The organism is Streptomyces sp. Inha503 (assembly GCF_047215865.1).
In the GTDB taxonomy this organism is placed as follows: domain Bacteria; phylum Actinomycetota; class Actinomycetes; order Streptomycetales; family Streptomycetaceae; genus Streptomyces; species Streptomyces lycopersici.
Genome location: NZ_CP178360.1, coordinates 2,928,267 through 2,944,383, shown reverse-complemented (window position 1 = coordinate 2,944,383; position 16,117 = coordinate 2,928,267). Strand labels below are relative to the sequence as shown.

The 16,117-nt window shown below is 67.9% G+C and carries 18 protein-coding genes and 5 pseudogenes; 9 read left to right on the top strand and 14 right to left on the bottom strand.

From position 1 onward, the window contains the following. Positions 1-2: 2 nt before the first annotated feature. Complete coding sequence (locus ACJX2R_RS11690) at positions 3-635, bottom strand: TetR/AcrR family transcriptional regulator (protein ID WP_413100035.1); 633 nt, start codon at positions 633-635, stop codon at positions 3-5. A 148-nt stretch (positions 636-783) separates the two neighbouring features. Between ACJX2R_RS11690 and ACJX2R_RS11685 the strand changes: the two genes are divergently transcribed. Together ACJX2R_RS11685 and ACJX2R_RS11680 are read left to right on the top strand one after the other, a co-directional pair. Further along, the gene (locus tag ACJX2R_RS11685; RefSeq protein WP_086710036.1) at positions 784-1,518 is read left to right on the top strand and encodes an SDR family NAD(P)-dependent oxidoreductase; all 735 of its coding nucleotides are present in this window, start codon (positions 784-786) and stop codon (positions 1,516-1,518) included. A 467-nt stretch (positions 1,519-1,985) separates the two neighbouring features. Continuing rightward, positions 1,986-2,336 (top strand): annotated as a pseudogene (locus ACJX2R_RS11680) (cation transporter); the annotation flags it as partial. A 514-nt stretch (positions 2,337-2,850) separates the two neighbouring features. Here the strand turns inward: ACJX2R_RS11680 and ACJX2R_RS11675 are convergent. After that, on the bottom strand, positions 2,851-3,111 hold the full coding sequence (locus ACJX2R_RS11675) for a hypothetical protein (RefSeq protein WP_413100034.1): 261 nt from the start codon (positions 3,109-3,111) through the stop codon (positions 2,851-2,853). A 77-nt stretch (positions 3,112-3,188) separates the two neighbouring features. Between ACJX2R_RS11675 and ACJX2R_RS11670 the strand changes: the two are divergent. Together ACJX2R_RS11670 and ACJX2R_RS11665 are read left to right on the top strand one after the other, a co-directional pair. Then, a pseudogene (locus tag ACJX2R_RS11670) lies at positions 3,189-3,657 on the top strand (integrase); the annotation flags it as partial. Beyond that, positions 3,650-3,975, top strand: a pseudogene (locus ACJX2R_RS11665) (transposase); the annotation flags it as partial. The pseudogenes ACJX2R_RS11670 and ACJX2R_RS11665, both read left to right, overlap by 8 nt. A 130-nt stretch (positions 3,976-4,105) precedes the next feature. On the opposite strand, the gene ACJX2R_RS11660 reads toward ACJX2R_RS11665, so the two are convergent. The 6 genes and pseudogenes from ACJX2R_RS11660 to ACJX2R_RS11635 all read right to left on the bottom strand — a co-directional run bounded on the left by ACJX2R_RS11660 (position 4,106) and on the right by ACJX2R_RS11635 (position 9,374). After that, positions 4,106-4,453, bottom strand: a complete 348-nt coding sequence (locus ACJX2R_RS11660) for a hypothetical protein (RefSeq protein ID WP_413106183.1) — start codon at positions 4,451-4,453, stop codon at positions 4,106-4,108. A gap of 772 nt (positions 4,454-5,225) precedes the next feature. Next, entirely contained in the window at positions 5,226-5,786 is a 561-nt protein-coding gene (locus ACJX2R_RS11655) for a helix-turn-helix domain-containing protein (protein WP_413100033.1), read from the bottom strand. Between the two features lie 211 nt (positions 5,787-5,997). Further along, positions 5,998-7,043 (bottom strand): annotated as a pseudogene (locus tag ACJX2R_RS11650) (integrase core domain-containing protein). A gap of 174 nt (positions 7,044-7,217) precedes the next feature. Then, entirely contained in the window at positions 7,218-7,838 is a 621-nt protein-coding gene (locus ACJX2R_RS11645) for a hypothetical protein (RefSeq protein ID WP_413100032.1), read from the bottom strand. Then, entirely contained in the window at positions 7,816-8,427 is a 612-nt protein-coding gene (locus ACJX2R_RS11640) for an RNA polymerase sigma factor (protein WP_413100031.1), read from the bottom strand. Before ACJX2R_RS11640 ends, ACJX2R_RS11645 begins: the two co-directional genes overlap by 23 nt. 161 nt (positions 8,428-8,588) lie before the next feature. Continuing rightward, complete coding sequence (locus ACJX2R_RS11635) at positions 8,589-9,374, bottom strand: hypothetical protein (protein WP_413100030.1); 786 nt, start codon at positions 9,372-9,374, stop codon at positions 8,589-8,591. Between the two features lie 113 nt (positions 9,375-9,487). Between ACJX2R_RS11635 and ACJX2R_RS11630 the strand changes: the two genes are divergently transcribed. Next, complete coding sequence (locus tag ACJX2R_RS11630; RefSeq protein ID WP_413100029.1) at positions 9,488-9,787, top strand: hypothetical protein; 300 nt, start codon at positions 9,488-9,490, stop codon at positions 9,785-9,787. Between the two features lie 229 nt (positions 9,788-10,016). On the opposite strand, the gene ACJX2R_RS11625 is transcribed toward ACJX2R_RS11630, so the two are convergent. Genes ACJX2R_RS11625 through ACJX2R_RS11615 form a run of 3 tightly spaced genes read right to left on the bottom strand, consistent with a single transcriptional unit; the run spans position 10,017 to position 11,642 of the window. Further along, positions 10,017-10,793, bottom strand: coding sequence for an SDR family NAD(P)-dependent oxidoreductase (locus ACJX2R_RS11625; RefSeq protein WP_413100028.1), 777 nt, complete (start codon positions 10,791-10,793; stop codon positions 10,017-10,019). Position 10,794: 1 nt separating this feature from the next. Beyond that, on the bottom strand, positions 10,795-11,205 hold the full coding sequence (locus ACJX2R_RS11620; protein ID WP_413100027.1) for an SDR family NAD(P)-dependent oxidoreductase: 411 nt from the start codon (positions 11,203-11,205) through the stop codon (positions 10,795-10,797). Then, on the bottom strand, positions 11,202-11,642 hold the full coding sequence (locus ACJX2R_RS11615; RefSeq protein ID WP_413100026.1) for an SDR family NAD(P)-dependent oxidoreductase: 441 nt from the start codon (positions 11,640-11,642) through the stop codon (positions 11,202-11,204). Before ACJX2R_RS11615 ends, ACJX2R_RS11620 begins: the two co-directional genes overlap by 4 nt. Before the next feature lie 104 nt (positions 11,643-11,746). On the opposite strand from ACJX2R_RS11615, the gene ACJX2R_RS11610 reads away from it, so the two are divergent. Beyond that, positions 11,747-12,340, top strand: coding sequence for a TetR/AcrR family transcriptional regulator (locus ACJX2R_RS11610; RefSeq protein ID WP_413100025.1), 594 nt, complete (start codon positions 11,747-11,749; stop codon positions 12,338-12,340). Positions 12,341-12,556: 216 nt separating this feature from the next. On the opposite strand, the gene ACJX2R_RS11605 is transcribed toward ACJX2R_RS11610, so the two are convergent. Continuing rightward, on the bottom strand, positions 12,557-13,000 hold the full coding sequence (locus ACJX2R_RS11605; protein ID WP_413100024.1) for a hypothetical protein: 444 nt from the start codon (positions 12,998-13,000) through the stop codon (positions 12,557-12,559). Positions 13,001-13,162: 162 nt separating this feature from the next. Continuing rightward, positions 13,163-13,591 carry a hypothetical protein gene (locus ACJX2R_RS11600; protein WP_413100023.1) on the bottom strand — a complete coding sequence of 143 codons (429 nt, stop codon included), beginning with the start codon at positions 13,589-13,591 and terminating at the stop codon, positions 13,163-13,165. 476 nt (positions 13,592-14,067) lie between these two features. On the opposite strand from ACJX2R_RS11600, the gene ACJX2R_RS11595 reads away from it, so the two are divergent. From ACJX2R_RS11595 to ACJX2R_RS11585, 3 genes and pseudogenes are all read left to right on the top strand, one after another. After that, entirely contained in the window at positions 14,068-14,352 is a 285-nt protein-coding gene (locus ACJX2R_RS11595; protein WP_413100022.1) for a hypothetical protein, read from the top strand. Between the two features lie 97 nt (positions 14,353-14,449). After that, complete coding sequence (locus ACJX2R_RS11590) at positions 14,450-15,052, top strand: hypothetical protein (protein ID WP_413100021.1); 603 nt, start codon at positions 14,450-14,452, stop codon at positions 15,050-15,052. 70 nt (positions 15,053-15,122) lie between these two features. After that, positions 15,123-15,224, top strand: a pseudogene (locus tag ACJX2R_RS11585) (NAD-dependent epimerase/dehydratase family protein); the annotation flags it as partial. Positions 15,225-15,255: 31 nt separating this feature from the next. Here the strand turns inward: ACJX2R_RS11585 and ACJX2R_RS11580 are convergent. Then, a complete protein-coding gene (locus ACJX2R_RS11580) occupies positions 15,256-15,654 on the bottom strand; it encodes an integrase core domain-containing protein (protein WP_413100020.1) in 399 nt (132 codons plus the stop codon). Between the last annotated feature and the right edge of the window lie 463 nt (positions 15,655-16,117).

The window sequence follows — 16,117 nt, the reverse complement described above, 5'->3', positions numbered from 1 at the left end:
TGTTAGGGCGTGCCGGCGAGCCTGCCCATCACGACGTACATCTGCTGCGAGGTCAGCGGGGCGACAGCAAGCGGCCCTTGCGCAGTTTCTGTGCTCAGTCCGTCTAGCAGGAAGGCGACTTGGCGGCGCCAGGCCTCGGGCGCGGTGTCCGCGACTGCGCGAGCGAGCAGGGCGTTGGTGCAGAAGAAGAGCAGGAGGTCCTCGCCGGTGAAGTCCGGGCGGATGGCGCCGGCCGCCTGGGCTCGCTCGATGATCCGTGTGGCGGCGTCCTGCGCTTGGGCGCAGATGGCCATCAGGCACTCGGCAGCCGGATAGCGTCCGCTGACGACGTCGGCGACCGCGGGATCGGTGGCCTGCAGTTCACAGACCTTCTCGACGTAATACGCGAACCCCTCCCGGGCCTCCTCGAAGGACAGGGCGCGCTCGGCGGTTTCGGCGAGACGGTCCGCGGCCAGGCCGGTCACCACTTCGTCGATGAGCGCCTCGCGGGTGCCGAAGAGGTTGTAGAGGGTGCCGTGACTGACACCGGCCCGGCGGGCGATTTCTTTCAGGGGCACCTTGAGGCCGCGCTCCTGGAAGAGCTCGGCGGCGGCTGCCCGCAGTTTCTCCGCGTTCCGTTGCGCGTCGGCCCGCATCGGGTCGTTCCTCCTGGTTCTGGCATTGCGGCCTCCATGGTCGCATTCCCTGGCACATCAACTTGACCCCTGGGTCACGTTGAATGCTACCTTCGACAGGAAACTTGACCCACGGGTCAAGAACGCTGCTATGGCAAGGAGTAGTCCCATGCCCAAAGTGATCGCCGTTTTCGGTGCCGGTACTGGTCTGGGTGTGTCCGTGGCTCGCCGCTTCGGGCGCGAAGGTTTCCGGGTCGCCCTGGTTGCCCGCCGCAAGGACCGGCTGGACGCCCTCGTCGAGGTGCTCGTTGGCGAAGGCATCGAGGCGGTCGCCTTCTCCGCCGATCTTTCCAGGCCCGCTGAGGTGCCCGCTCTCATCGAGACGATCCGTGGCCGTTTCGGCCGGATCGACGTGGTCGCGTACGGGCCGATCAGCGGCGACCAGGGCTTCACCCCGGCCGCCAAGCTGGACGCGGCCACTCTGGAGGGCCTGACCCCGCTGCTGCTGTTCACCCCGGTCGAGGTGGTCCAAGCTGTGCTGCCGGAGTGGAGCGAGCGCGGCGAGGGTGCCTTCCTGCTGGCTCAGGGCTACTCAGCGGCGCAGCCGATGCCCCACCTCAGCGGCCTGGGCCCGGTGATGTCCGCCACTCGTAACTACCTGTACTCCCTCAACGCCGAGCTGGCTGACACGGGTATCTACGTCGGCGCCCTGACCATCGCGTCCCTGATCGCCCGCAGCGAGGTGTCCGCCGCGGCCCAGGCCGCCTTCGAGTCGGCCGACGGTCCGCAGTTCCCGGTCGTCGACCCTGACGACCTCGCAGAGCACTACTGGAACATGTACACCAAGCGCGACCGCGTCGAGCAGTTCCACCCCGAGTCGCTGACTCCGCAGGCCACGGCGTAGCGCCTGCGACGCTGAGCAGGACGCCCAGGGTCAGGTGCCCGCCCGGGGTGGTGGCGAATGCCTCGTGCGGGGTCTGGGAGCCGATGCCTCGGTCGAGGCGCGTAGTTCGGCACTGACGTTAACGAGGTCCCCGGAGCGAGCGGCCATCCGGGGGCGCCGCAGCTACTTTGCACCGTGGGTCAGATAGGAGACCGGGCCAGTTAGCCCGCCGCTGCCGCTCACACACGTTCCCCGGGACGCTTCAGCGCCCCGGACAACATCGTCTTCACCCGGGCTCCGGGCCAGGCCCGGAGCCCGGGTCAGGTTTTCCGGCTCCCAGTCCTGCCGCACCCGTACTCCCTCGCCAACCAGTTGGATCACCACAGCGTGGCGACCTGGCACCAGCCAGAACGTCAGAAGATGGGGACCGTTGCCAGATGGCTACGGGGCGCTACACGTCCGTTCGCCGTAGCAATACGAGAACTGGGCCGATTCCTGGCATCGTCCTTGCCGCTCTTCTCGCTGGCGATCATGCCGCTCCTGTCGGCAGCCCAACGCAAGGCTGGCCGCGAGCTCGGCTCCGCCTCCGCGGTCACTGACTCCAAGCAGACACTGCTGTGCACCTACCTCTCCGCCGTGCTCCTGATCGGCCTGCTGGCCAACCTGAGGCTCGGCCGGTCCTGGGCCGATCCGATCGCCGCCCTCGTCATCGCCGCGATTGCCGTCAAGGAAGGCCGCGACGTCTGGCAGGGGAAAGGCTGCTGTGCGCCACCACACGCGTCCCTGCCGGGAGCACCGCAGCAACCTGCGGTTGCGCCAGGGGCTGCGACTGCCTCTGACAACCGTCGTCAAGGGCGGCTTGGGTACACCGAGCCGCCCTTGCGGCACCTATTGCGCAACTTCTGATAGCCGGAACTACGAGCATCCTCGATGGGCACGGTGCCTCCTCGGTGGGCGCGATCGGATCAGGTGTGCGTGATGAGGTAGGCGGGGCCCTCGCCGCGCCGGGCCCGTTCGATGGCGTCGAGACGGGCGAAAGCCCGGGGGCCATCAACTCCTGCCAGCCGACCGTGTCGTGTACGGCCCACATGTCGTGTACGGCGGGATCAAGGCGGATCCGGCGCAGCTGGTCCGCGGTCAGCCGGCCCCCGTCGAAGATGAGACCGATCTTGTTCAGCGGCATGCGCGGCCCGGCGTGCAGGAAGTGCGTCAGGAGCAGCCTCGGCGCCTCCAGGCCGAGTTCGAACCGGTCTCTTCGCGGCGGTATCCTCACCCAGGGTTCTCCCGGGCCAGACGCACGACCAGTTGCCGCAGGGCCTCACGTTTCGGTGGTCGGCCCGGACGACGGGAGGCTCATCCGTACCAGGTGATGTTGCAGACATAGATGCAGTGGTGGCGTGGTACTGAGAGGAAGCTGATGAAGCCGCGTCCGCCGAGAATGTCGAATTCCGGGAGTCCGCCTTCTCGATCGAAGGGTCGACCCACCTTCGCCGCGTCGACTCCCAGCGCGGCGAGTTCGGTCGCCAGCCGCTCGACCTCTGCCACGACGCCTGGCGCAAGTCCGTCGGCGACGTACTCCTCGCTCGGGTTGTACTCCCAGGTCCAGTCGGTCACAGCCCCTGAAGGGTGTCTTTATTGCCGTACGGTGGTTGACCTGGGGCTTTGCGATCGTCTGAATGTGGGCATGATCAGTGATCGCGGGTCTGCGACTGCTCTACCTGATCTTCTGCCGACTACTGGGCTGCTTCCTCTTGGTGGGCCGATCGACCGCCGCGAACAACGCCGAGATCCTCGTGCTTCGTCATGAGGTCGCTGTGCTTCGCCGGCAGGTTGAACGGCCGCGGCTCTCATGGGCTGATCGCGCCGTGCTCTCCGCTCTCGCCCGGCACCTGCCCTCCGTCTTACGTCGCCATCGGCTGGTCACTCCGGGCACCCTGCTGGTTTGGCACCGCCGTCTGGTGCGCTGGAAGTGGCGCCAGGCGGCGGTCGGATCCGGTCGGCCACCGTTGCCGGAAGAGACAGCCGCGCTCATCCAGCGTCTGGCGAGAGAGAACCCCACCTTGGGGATACGTCAGAATCCAAGGCGAGCTCCGACGGCTCGGTCATCGGGTTGCCGCCGCCACGATCCGGCGCGTCCTGCGCCGCTCCTCACGACCTCCTGGCACGGCTCACCGCCGCCTGCCCCGAGATGACCCAACTGGCCGTCCACGTCGCGGACTTCGCCCAGTTCCTGACGCCTCGCGAAGGAAACGCCGACGGGCTCTCACGCTGGATCGTCCAAGTCCGAGCGAACGATCTGCCTCATCTGCGCTCCTTCGCCCGGAGCCTGGACCGAGACCGCGACGCCGTGATCGCCGCGCTCACGTTTCCGTACAGCAACGGCCCCACCGAGGGCGTCAACACCAAGACCAAGCGGATCGCGCGCCAGATGTACGGACGAGCAGGCTTCACCCTACTCGCCACCGCATCCTCCTCGGACAGCGGCATACTCCGTCACCACCGAATGTGAGACAGGGCCGTTCGTTTGACAGACCCAGAACAGGTGTTTTACCTGCTGCCGCATCTCCGGCCCGAACGGGAGGGTTCGGGCCGGAGACGGTGTGTGGCCTCAGAGCGCCCGGAGAAGGTAACTGGTGCCGAGTCCGCTGGTGGAGCAAACGATGGTGCTCGAGGTCGCGGTGTAGGTGAAGCCCGCGGGGACGGTGCAGGCCCACAGGCCCGTCCTGGGCGCAACCACGTTGTAGAGCGGGCTCAGACCGCTGGTGGAGCATGTTGTGGTGAGCGAAACCGACGTGTAGGTGTATCCGCGAGGAACCGTGCATGACAAGGCGGCTGGGGACACGTCCCCCGGAGCCGGTGCTGCTGCGGCCGCGGTGGCCGGTGCCAGGGCGGTGCCCAGCATGACGGTGACAGTGCCTGCGCCGAGCAGCAGGGACCGGAGCTTCGATCGAAGCATGGGATTGCACTCCTGATGGTCGTCCATGGGGACAGAACCGGCGGGTGAGGGGCCCGACCGGAGCCTGTCCCGTACCCCCGGCCGCCGCAGAGCGCGCGGCAGGATGCTCGCAGCGCAATCACAGCCGGGCAAGCGCCTCGCAAGCCGCACCATTCGGAATGAGCCGCGCCCCGAGTAGCCGCCGACCGACCAGGGCGGGACTTCGGTAATGCGGTGTGCAGGTCTGATGTCAGCGAAGACTACCCAGTGACGCTGAGCAAGCCCATTGGCACACGGCGCGAAAGTGACCCGTTTACGTCGCTGGTGACCAGGGCTGCCCCAGCGGGGAGACCAGCCATCGCGGTAGACCACGCGCGGCGCTCCCCGCCGCGGTGCCCGCGCGCCCCAGTGGCGACACGCACCCGTTTGTCGGACACCCCGAAAGCGACACGACCTGCGGGGGACACGGCGTGTGCCGCGACTTGGACCGGTGCGTTGATGGACGTCTGGCCGGAGGCGGACACGGTTGCCCTCATCGAGCGGATCCGGTCAGCGATACGTAAGGCCCGTGGTGACGAGGCGCTTCAGCACTCCGGCGGGCGCCCGCATATCTCGCTCGGCTACAGCTATGGCGCGGCTTCGTCTGACCCTGAAGGGTTTCTTTATTGCCCTACGGTGGTTGACCTGGGGCTTTGCGATCGTCCGAGTATGGGCATGATCAGTGATCGTGGGTCTGCGACTGCTCTACCTGATCTTCTGCCGGCTACTGGGCTGGCTCCTCTGGCGTGCTCGATCATTGCGAGGACGTACAGCGTCGCTCCGTCAGAGTCTTGGTCTCGAAGAAGTCGGCGGCGAGGATGGACTGGGCCTGGGAGCGCAGGAGCGACGCCCAGGTGGTGCGGTCGCGTTCGGGCGCTGGGTCTATGCCGTGCTCTTTGAGGATGTTCCACACGGTGCTGGCGGCGGGCTTGATGCCGAGGGAGGCGAGTTCGCCGTGGATGCGCCGGTAGCCCCAGCTGGAATTTTCTCGTGCCAGCCGTAGCATCAGGGCGCGGATGGATCGTATGGTGCGGGGTCGTCCCGGCCGTTTGCGGTGGGAAGCCTTCGCGTGGCGGTGGCGCAGCAGCTCACGGTGCCAGTGCAGCACTGTGTCAGGTGAGGCGAACAGATGTAGTTGGCGAAGACGTACACGGGGGAAGGGATGCAGGCGGGCGGCCAGCAGCGCACGGTCTGGCCAGGTGAGCTTCGGTTTGTCCGTCTGTCGCTGCAGCACGGTGAGTTGGTGGCGTAGGGCCAGGATCTCGGCGTCTTTGTCGTGGCCACTCCTCGGTAGGAGCCGTATCAGGGTGAACATGCTCGTCAAGGTCAGGTAGAGCAGTCGCAGTAGCACTCCACCATGCCGGTGGGAGAGAGGCTGGGTCGGCAACGAGGCTGGTGGGCCCACCGCAGCGGTCGCCCATATGACCAGCACGAATGGGTTTCTGGCACCTACAGGGTTGGCTGTTAAGTCCGGCGGTCTGTGAGGGGGCAGTGCCTGCCCTTGTCGGAAACATCATTCGTGCAGGTCACGCCGCATGTTGATATGCGTGGAGGATGCCGCCGGGACGATCGTGTCCGCGTAAGTCGAGGCGGGCTAACGCGTCGGGATCGTCGATCGGCGGGAGCGAGCGGTGCAGCGGCCTGGCGTTCGCGATGCCCTGGTGTGGTCGGTGTCCGTTGTAGAACTGCTCGTACTCGCGCAGTGTATGGAGGAGTTGCCGCTGGTTCCAGATCAATGTCCGGTCCAGGAGCTCGCGGCGGCAGGTCTGTATCCAGCGCTCCGTGATCAAGTTCATTCGTGGCATCTGGATGCCGCTGAGCACGACGTCGATCCCCGCGTCCTTGAGGACGGCATCGAAGAGGGCGGGGAACTTCCCGTCCCGGTCCCGGATCATGAACCGTGCGCGGCAGCCCAGGCCTTCGAGGTCCATGACGAGGTTCTTCGCCGCTTGTGCTACCCAGGATGCGCGGTGGCGCCCAGGATGCGGATCCCGCGACTGCCGTGTTCGATCACCACGAGCACGTACATCCGTACCCCCGACAGGGTGACTGTTTCCATGACGGCGCAGGCCAGCCCAGCAGGGCATCAGCCTGGCTGCGAAGGAAGGTGGCCCAGGTACTGGAGTTCCGCTCGGGCGCCGGGTCGATGTCCGCCTCCTTCAAGATCTCCCAGACGGTGGACGCGCTCACCCTCACCCCGAGCACGAGCAATTCGCCGTGCAGGCGTCGGTGCCCCCAGCTCGGGTTCTCCTTCGCCAGCCGCAACACCAGGATGCGGTGGAGCGCACGGTGCGTGGTTGTCCCGGGTGTTTGGGCCGGCAGGAGGCGGCATGGCGGCGTGCGACGGGGTCGCGGTGCCAACGCAGCACCGTGTCGGGACGTGAGAGCAGCCGCAGTCTTCGCAGGACGTGCAGTGGCAGCCGGTGCAGCAGCGCCGCCAGGAACGCCCGATCGCGGGCGTGAACCGGATCTTTTCCTCGCCGAGTTGGCGTTCCAGCACGGTGATCTGGTGGCGCAGGGCAAGGATCTCCGCGTCCTTGTCCCGGTCGGTCATCAGCAGCAGGCGCAGCATCGCGAAGGCGTTCGTTACACCCAGGTAAACCAGTCACAGCAGCACGATCGATCAACATGACGCTCTGACGGCAACTGCGCGAGAGCGCCAGCTCGAGCTACCGCGGCCAAGATTTCGGGAAACCCGAAGAACTGCCCCCACCAGGGCGGATGAGATTCCGGCAGGCGCAGTGCCTCACTGGAACTCAGGAGGGCAGGGGGTGTGAGCTGCTTCCGGCAGGGTGCGGGTGATCCGGTCGCGCATCGGGCGTAGCTCCTGGCCTTGGGAGGTGTCGGGAATCTGTCCTTTGCGCCGGGGGACGAGCAGTAGGAGGTGGTCCCCGGTGGTGTATGCCTCGGCGGGGTCCGCGACGGCGGGGTCGGCGAGGTCGAATCGTGCAGTGGCGGGCCCTGTGCTGGGCTTGAACCACTGGTCCACGGACACGGTCACGTGTACCCGGCCCTGGCCGGCCGGGCGTACCGCGGTCAGGTCGCCTTCTACTACGGCGGTCGCGCAGGCGAGTGCTTCTGGGAAGGTCTGTCCTCGGCCTGTGGTGTCGGCATTCTTTCCGGAGCCGTCGTCGGCGGTGACTGTCACTGTCACGACGATGGCGGTGACGCAGACGGCTGCCGCTGCGGCGAGTGCCGCGCGGACACGTCGCTGTTTGCGCGGGGGGCGGGTCGCCGTTGTGAGGGTGCGGATCGCAGCCGTCGGGGCCGTGGGCGCCGCGGTGGGGTCCGGGCGCCCGGCCTCTTCCCCGATCAGTGCGAACGCCCGTCGCAGTCGAATCTCCTCAGTCTCTGTCGGTTCGGTCACCGTGGATCACCTCCGTCTCGCGCAGCCGGGTGCGCAGTGCGGCCACGGCCGTGTGCAGGCGGCTTTTGACCGTGCCTTCGGGGACGCCGAGCAGCGTTGCGATGTCACGTACCGGAAGATCGGCGTAGTAGCGCAACGTCAGTATCTGACGCTGGTGAGGGGGCAGGGAGCCGAGTCCGTCCGCCACCGCGAGGGCCGTTGTGCGGTCTTCTTCGGTGTGTTGCGCGACGGGTTGCTGCGCCCAACGGGCGGCGAGCCGGGCACGCAGCCCGTCGTCGCGCGCGCCGGCCCGGTGCCAGTCCGCGGCGACGCGGGCGGCGACGACGCTGCTCCACGCGGAGGTGTCGCGAACCGCCGTGCGGTCCGGATCGGCGCGTTGTTCCAGCAGCTTCAGCCGTACCTCCTGCACCCCGTCATCGAGGTCGCCCCACGGCACGCCGCCCAGGGCCAGGATCGCGCGCACGCGTGAGACGTCCACGTCGGTCCTGTCGGGGGTGAGGGTGTCGGGTGTGTTTCTGTCGGGCCCGCGGGGGTCAGCGGCGTCGGCGCGGCGCCCGATACGGCGTAACGTGCGGCGGCGTCCGGTCATGGGTTCCCTCCCTGTCCCTCCTAGGACGGAGGAGTACCGGGAAACGTTCGGCTCTGCCGGGCGATGAGCGGCCTTCCAACAGAGCAGGTCCCTTTTCGGGGGTTCGGGGATGCTCTGCCCCGCGCCCGGGGTGCGGGGCAGAGCGGCGGCTGTTTTGCGAATCAGGCGCAGATGTCGCGTGGCCGCGCAGGACCGAACGTCTCCGGCTCATGCGGGTGAGCCGCGTTCAGTTCCTGGACCAGGGCGTCCTCTCCACGGCCGGCTAACTGGTCCTCCAGCCCGGCGTCGTCCCCGGCCTCAAGTTTCGCGCTGCGGGCCTGTGCGGCCGTGCGAGAGTGTCCTTCCAGCTCGCCCTGGCCTATGACACCTGCGTCGAACGGCACTTCCGAGCCCTCGCCCAGCCCGCGCCACTGGGCGGGTTCCGGGGCGTCCCCGGGGGAACAGGCAGTCTCCTCCCACCTGACCGCCGTGACGTACCGGTGACCCGGCTCGACCCGCGGCTGGTCGATCAGTGCCATCTTGGTGCGGTTTCCGGTGTCGCCGTCCTGGAACTGCCAGCCCATGGCGCTGTATTCCCAGGTGTCCGGCGCCGGGCGGGGCGCGTCGGGCCGGGACCACAGCATCTTGTCGACCGTCAGAGTCACGGTACGGCCAACGGTGCCCTCCCCGCGCTCCACCTCCTGCTGGGTGGGTGCGATCTCTTTCTCGCTGGTGGCCGATACGACCAGGACATGGTCGGCGTAGGTCACCCAGTCCGATGCCGTACGGTTCGGCAAGTGGTCGGCTCCCTGGCCGACGATGACGTCCTCGGTGCGCGCAGTCGCCTCGTCGTGGTCGGAGACGGCCAGGCCCGTGCCCAGGGTGACGGCCGCGGCCGTGCCGAGGAGGGCGAGGCGGTTCCTGCGGCGCAGGTGGCCTCTCCCGGAGGTCTTCGCAGTACGTTGCATTGATGTTCTCCCGGTTGCTGGCGCCCAGGCCGGTGCCGAACGCGGTGGGGGTCTGCATGCAGCCGAGACGGGAATCGGTCTGGGAGAGCATCGGGCTGACCTGTCGGCCGTAAGTGAGCCCGACCGCGTGGCCGGTCTCGCGACAGGACACGCCGGGGCTTCGACAGCCCTCGCTGCATGCCCGCTACATCGAGAAGCGACTGCGCTGGCAGGCCGAACTCGTCCCCGTCATCCGTGCGCGGCTGGGTAACGGCCCCGGCCGCCCGGCTCCCGACACGCAGGCCAAGGCGATCGTCGCGACGGTCTTCGCCTGTATCGACACGGCAACCGAACTCTGGGCCGGACATGACGGACGGATCGACCTGGCAGACCTCTACGATCAGTGCCTCGCGGCGGTGCGGGACCACGGCTGAGGCCGTATATCCCCGGCACACGTTTGGGCAGGACCCGACGTCACCGCGCGCTGTCGATTGCAGCGGCCTGAAGCAGGTGGCAAGTTTCAAATGGTGGGCCATGCGCTGGAAGGCCCCACTGAACGCGTTCCAGGTCGCCTCCCGGGGTCGCCTGCCCCCGAGCAACAACTGCCCACTCGACAAGCAAGATCGGCTGCGAGATCGGCACAGCCTCAGGAACCTGCACGAGTCAGCGGATGGTGAGTCCGCCGTCGACGGCGAGGATGGTGCCGGTGGTCCACTGGGCCGAGGCCAGGTAGGCGGCCGCGGTGGCGACGTCATCGGCAGTGCCCAGGCGTCCCAGGGGGTAGGAGTGCTCGATCTGTTCGTCGTGTACGGCGCGCTCCTCCGCGGTCATGGGGGCGATATAGGAGCGTTCGTACTTGGGAGTGCGGACGGCGCCGGGAGCGATGGCATTGACACGGACTCCTTGGGGGCCGAGTTCACTGGCCAGCGACTGGGTCATGGAGTTGAGCGCTCCGCGGGTGGCGGAGTAGGCGGCCGAATGGCGGCCTGCGACCATTTTGTGGGCCCAGTAGCTGCTGATGTTGATGATGCTTCCCCGAGCGTTCAGGAGGGCGGGCAGGAGTTGCTGGCTCAGCAGCAGCGGCACCTGGACGTTGAGGTGCCACATGGTGTTCATCGCGTCGACCGTGGTGTCGGCAAGGGAGGCGAAGTGTGCGGTGCCGACGTTGTTGACGAGGGTGTCGACCCGGTCTGTCAGGTTTCCGATGTGCGCGGCGATCCGGGCGGGGGCATCGGGCGCGGAGAGGTCCGCGGGCACTGTGTGCACGGTGGTGCCGTGCCGGCCGAGTTTCTTGGCGGCGGTCTCGAGCTTGTCGCGGTTGCGGGCGACAAGAATCAGGTCCGCTCCGTCGTGGGCGAGGGCATCGGCAATGGCCAGGCCAAGGCCCTCGCTGCCGCCGGTGACGACGGCGAAACGGCTGGTGGTGCGGTGCTCGGACATGTCAGTTCGCCTTTGTGTGGTCGGTGGAAGCACTCAGGGTCGCGAATCGGCGTAGCTCTTCGAGTTGGTCGCTGCGGGCGTTCTCGATGCCGGCGAGGGCGTCGCTGCCGAGGGGAAGGCGCAGCGGTGGGCTCGGCATATCGGCGAGGACGACGAGGGCCTGGGCCATGCGGGCGGGGTCGCCGACCTGGCCTCCCACGGCGCCGGCGGAGCGCGCCAGCGCTTCGTGCACGGGGAGGTAATCGGGGAGGGCGGCGCTGCTGGGCAGCCGGCTCGCCCAGTTGGCGCGGAAGTCGGTGCGGGCCGCTCCGGGCTCCACGATCGTCGTCCGGATGCCCAGCGGGGTGAGCTCGGCGGCCAGTGAGACGCTCAGACCTTCGAGGGCGTGCTTGCTGGCCGTGTAGGCGCTCATCCCCGGGACACTCCGATCTGGCCCGCCAGCGAGCTGATCTGCAGCACACGGCCCGCTTTCGCCGCGCGCAGGTAGGGCAGAGCGGCGCGCAGCACATTGACGGCGGCGAAGAAGTTCACTTCGAACTGGGCGCGCAGCTCCGTGTCGTCCAGTTCCTCGAAGGGGCCCGCCAGCGCGTAGCCGGCGTTGTTGACGACGACGTCGAGGCGGCCGAACCCGGCGATCGCGTCATCCAGTACCGGACGCAGCGCACCGGCGTCGGTGATGTCCACGCTCACGGTGCGCAGACGCCCGGGAAAGGCGGCGGTCAGCGGTTGCAGCGGCTCGTCGTCGCGCGTGACCGCGATCACTCGCTCACCTGCACTCAGAACCTCACCGACCAGGGCCTGGCCCAACCCGCCGGGCGCGCCGGTGACCAGCCACACGCGGGACCCCATGCTTCACACCTCTCGTACGAGTCAAGCAAACGGACCAATCTTGTCCGTTTCTTCAGAGTAGAGGAGGCGGACAGAGGCTGTCCACTTATGGATAAGATGAGGTCATGAACACGGAGCGGCCCGCGGCGTCCCAGGGGACGGCGATGCCCGTACGCGCCGACGCCCAGCGCAATGCCGCGCGGGTTCTCGCGGCAGCGCGTCGTGCCGTCGCCTCTACCGGGCTGGACGTGAGCTACCACGAGATCGCGCGGGAGGCCGGCGTCGGTGTGGGCACCGTCTACCGGCGCTACCCCGAACGCGACCAGCTCATGGCGGCGGTGCTGAGCGACATCCTCACCGAACTGATCGACACCGCACGCCAGGCTCTGGACTGCGATGACGCCTGGGAGGGCTTCTCGTTGCTGTTCACCGGCCTGGCCCTGCGCACCGCTCAGAACGCGGGACTGTCCGGCTCCCTGGACCAGCACGGCGGGCCCGCTGTCGCCCAGCAGCGCCACGAGCTCCTCGACCTCACCCGGAGGGTCATCGAACGCGCTCAGGACCAGGGACGTCTTCGCCGGGATCTGGCCTGGCAGGAAGTGCTGCGGCTGACCGGCGCCCCAGCGGCACAGGGATGCGTGCTGGGACTCGAGCCTGACCCTGCACACGGTCACCACTTGGTGCTGACCGTTCTTCTCGACGGTCTACGAACCGGCTGACACCGGCGACGTGCCGAAGCTCCCAGGAGCGGATGACATCCTCCGGGAGTGGACGACACCGCCGGGACGGTGCCGTGCACCCACTCGGCGCGTTCCATGAATTCGAGTCTCCCGACACTGCGCTTGCCGATAACTTCATCCGTGCAGGTCATGCGGCATGCTGGTATTCGTGGAGAAGGCCGCCGAGGCGATCGCGGCGTCGTATGTCGAGGCGGGCTAATGTGTCCGGATTGTCGATCGGCGCAGGTAATGGGTGCAGTGGGCGGGCGTTGGCGATGCCCTGGTGTGGTCGGTGTCCGTTGTAGAAATGCTCGAACTCCCGTAGGGCGTGGAGCAGGTGCCGGTGTTCCAGATCAAGGTGCGGTCCAGGAGTTCCCGTCGGCAGGTCTGCACCCACCGTTCCGTGATCGAGTTCATTCTCGGCATCTGAACGCCGCTGAACACGACCTCGATCCCCGCATCCGCCAGGACGGCATCGAACAGGTCGGGGAACTTCCCGTCCCGGTCCCTGATCATGTAACGCGCCTGGTAGCCCACGTCCTCAAGGTCCATGACAAGGTTCTTCGCAGCCTGCGCCACCCACGCTGAGGTCGGGTGCGCGGTGGCACCCAGCACCCGGATCCGTCGGCTCGTGTGCTCGATGACGGCAATCACGTACATCCGAGCCCCGGACAGCGTGACCGTTTCGAAGAAGTCACAGGCCAGGCCAGCAGGGCCTCGGCCTGGGAGCGCAGAAGTCCGCCCGCGTGCTGGAGGACCGCTCGGGTGCCGGATCGATGCCGGCCTCCTGCAAGATCTCCCAGACGGTGGAAGCGGCCACCTTCATGCCCAGGACGAGCAGTTCACCGTGCAGGCGCCGATACCCCCAGCCGGGGTTCTCCCGCGCCAGGCGCAACACCAGGGCCCCGCACCGAGTGCACGGTCCGAGGCCGTCCCGAGCGCCTGGGTCGGGGGGGCGACAGCATGGCGGCGTGCAAGAAGGTCGCGGTGCCAGCGCAGCACCGTATCCGGACGCACCAGCAGCCGCACTCCGCGGAGCACGTCCATGGGGAGCCGGTGCAGCAGCGCCGCCAGAAATGCCCGGTCGCTCGGGGTGAACCGCACCCGATCCTTGCCCAGTTGGCGCTCCAGCACCATGATCTGGTGGCGCAAGGCGAGTATCTCGACAGTCTTGTCCCGATCGCCCATCGGTAGCAGGCGCAGCATGGCGAACGCATTCGCCACGCCCAAGTAGGCCAGTCGCAGCAACACGGTCGATCATCTTGCCTCGGTAAGCGCCAGCCTCGCGAGAGCGCCCGCTCGGGCGACTACGCCGGTTGACCTCCCGTACACCGCGCACACCGCATCCCACCAGGGCGGATGATATTTTCGGCAAGCGCAGGGCTTTGTGGCGGTGTCGGGATGACGGCTGTGCCGTTGCCGGCGAAGACGGCGTCGAGAGGGGCGGTGAACTTACTGTCCGGGTCCCGGATGAGGAACCGGAAGCACCCGGCTCTGTTGTCGAGGTCCATGAGCAGGTTGTGGGCGAGTTGGGTGACCCATGCGCCGGTCGGGTGGGCGGTGACGCCCAGGGCGTGGACGTGCCGGGTGGCGATCTCCATCGCCGACAGGTACTTGGCGGACTGATCAACGAGTACCACACCACGCCGCCCTGGCTGGCTCACCGTCCACAGAAAAGGCCCAGCTCAGCAGCCTGAGCGGAATACTGACATCCTTCAGGGGCGGTTGTGCTGCACGACGTGGTGATCGCCCCGGTGGTGCTGCTGGTCGGGCTGGCGCTGGTGCGGGGCGGTGTGCGCGGGCCGGTCCGCGCGGCTCTGCTGGTCGCGGGTGCGCTGACGACGGTGGCGCTGCCGGTGCTGCTCCGGCCGGGGAGGAGGGCCAACTCGTCGGTGGTACCCCTGGATTATCCGTGTAACTGGCTCGTCATGTTGGTGGTCGTGGCCTCGGTGAGGGCGGTGCGGCTGACCGTGCGGATGTTCGGGGACCGTCGTCGTCGGCCTGTCGGGTGAGTCTTTCCCTCTCGCCGACGTGCCGACCGTCTTACGGGGGTCTTACGCGTGGTGAGTGGGGGCGGCGGAGCAGTGGGCGGCCGCCTACCGTGACCGGATGCGATCCTTCCGTACCGTGCGCGTGACAGTTCTGGTCACCGTGGCTCCGCTGCTGTTGGCCACCGCCGGTCTGATGCATCCCCGGCATCTGACGGCATCGACGGCCGGCCACTGGGCCGGGATGCACATCGCCCTGCTGCCTGTCTTCCCTCTCCTCGTCCTCGGCCTGGTGGTCCCCCTGTGGGGGAAGCCGCGCCGGGATGCGGAAGGGGCGCTGACGGTTCTTGCCTGGGCCGGGTGCCTCTGGTTCGCCGCGTACTACTCCGGTCTGGACGCGGTGGCCGGCATATCCGCTGGCACCGTGGTGGACCACGGCGTCCGCGGCGCGGCTGGGCCGCTGTTCGTCGTCGGAGACGAACTGGGCCGGGCAGGGGTGTACGGACTTGCCGTGGCCTCGTTCGCCACGTGTACGGTGCTCTGGCGCCGCCACGGCGTGCGGGTGTTGCCGGGCGCCGCCGTCCTGTCCGCCGCCTGCTGGTCGTTCGTCGACAGCCACATCTTCTGGCCCAAGGGGGTCTTCACCATGCTCGGCTTCGCCGCCGCCTTCGCTCTCCTGACGGTGGCGGCAGCCCGGCCGGCCGAAACCGCGCCGACGCGGTAACGCTTACGAACCCCTGACGTCCTCGGTTCAAACGGCCCGCGACCGGGTGCGCGGCCCTACGGTCGGTGGCATGTTGATCCTGGTCCCTGGGGGCGCGGGCTTCATCGGCTCGCACATCTTCACCGCCCTCACGGGTGCAGGGCATGAGGTGCGGGTCCTCGACGCGCTGCTGTCCGCCTGTGGGTGCCGGAAATGCTGTCACCCTATGCGACCTGCTTGTATGCGTGGATGAGGCCGCCGAGTCGATCGTGCCGGGAGACCGGTGTGGGGTTGTTGGCTGGCCGGGGTTCAGGGGTGATCAGCGGGTCTGGTGGCCGTTGTTCGAGGGTTCGGTGTGGCCGGTGTCTGTTGTAGTGGTCCGCGTACTCGTTGACGATGAGGCGGAGGTGGGTCTGTCCGATGATCAGGATGTGGTCGGTGGCCTCGCGGCGGCATGATGCGATCCAGCGTTCGGCGATGGCGTTCATCCGGGGCACCTGGGGCAGTGTGGGGACGACACGCGCGCCGATGGCCTGGAAGACGGTCTCGAAGCTTTCGGTGAAGTACGCGCCGCGGTCCCGGATGAGGAACCTGATCGACTGGGCATGGTCGCCGAGATCCATGAGGTAATTGCGTGCCTGCTGGGTGACCCAGGGGCCGGTGGGGTGTCAGCCGGCTCACCCCGGCCCGGGTCCGTCGGACGTTTCGGAACCTCCGCCAGCACATGCCCTGTCCCGCCAGAGCACCAAAACCCCACCGGCCCGGCCCCGGACGGCCGCCCGGCACGACCAACAGGAGCCGCGCTCCAGGCCGTGCCCCGTCGGCGGCTTCGCCCACCAGCCCGTCACCCCGCTGGAGAACACACAGGTCAGTGGTGAACCGCTGATGGTGAGAAATAGTGTGATGAGCAAGTGGGGGGCCAGGGCTGACGGCGTGCCCGTCTGTCTGCGTGTCTGCGCTGCGGGCCTCTTTGCGGCGGGGCGTTGCACGTCGCCTGCACTCTGGCAGATGCTCTGGCCACCAATACGCCAGCCTTCGTCGAACCGGGGGCTGGGTACTCGGCCCTTGAATTGATGCGCTTATCGC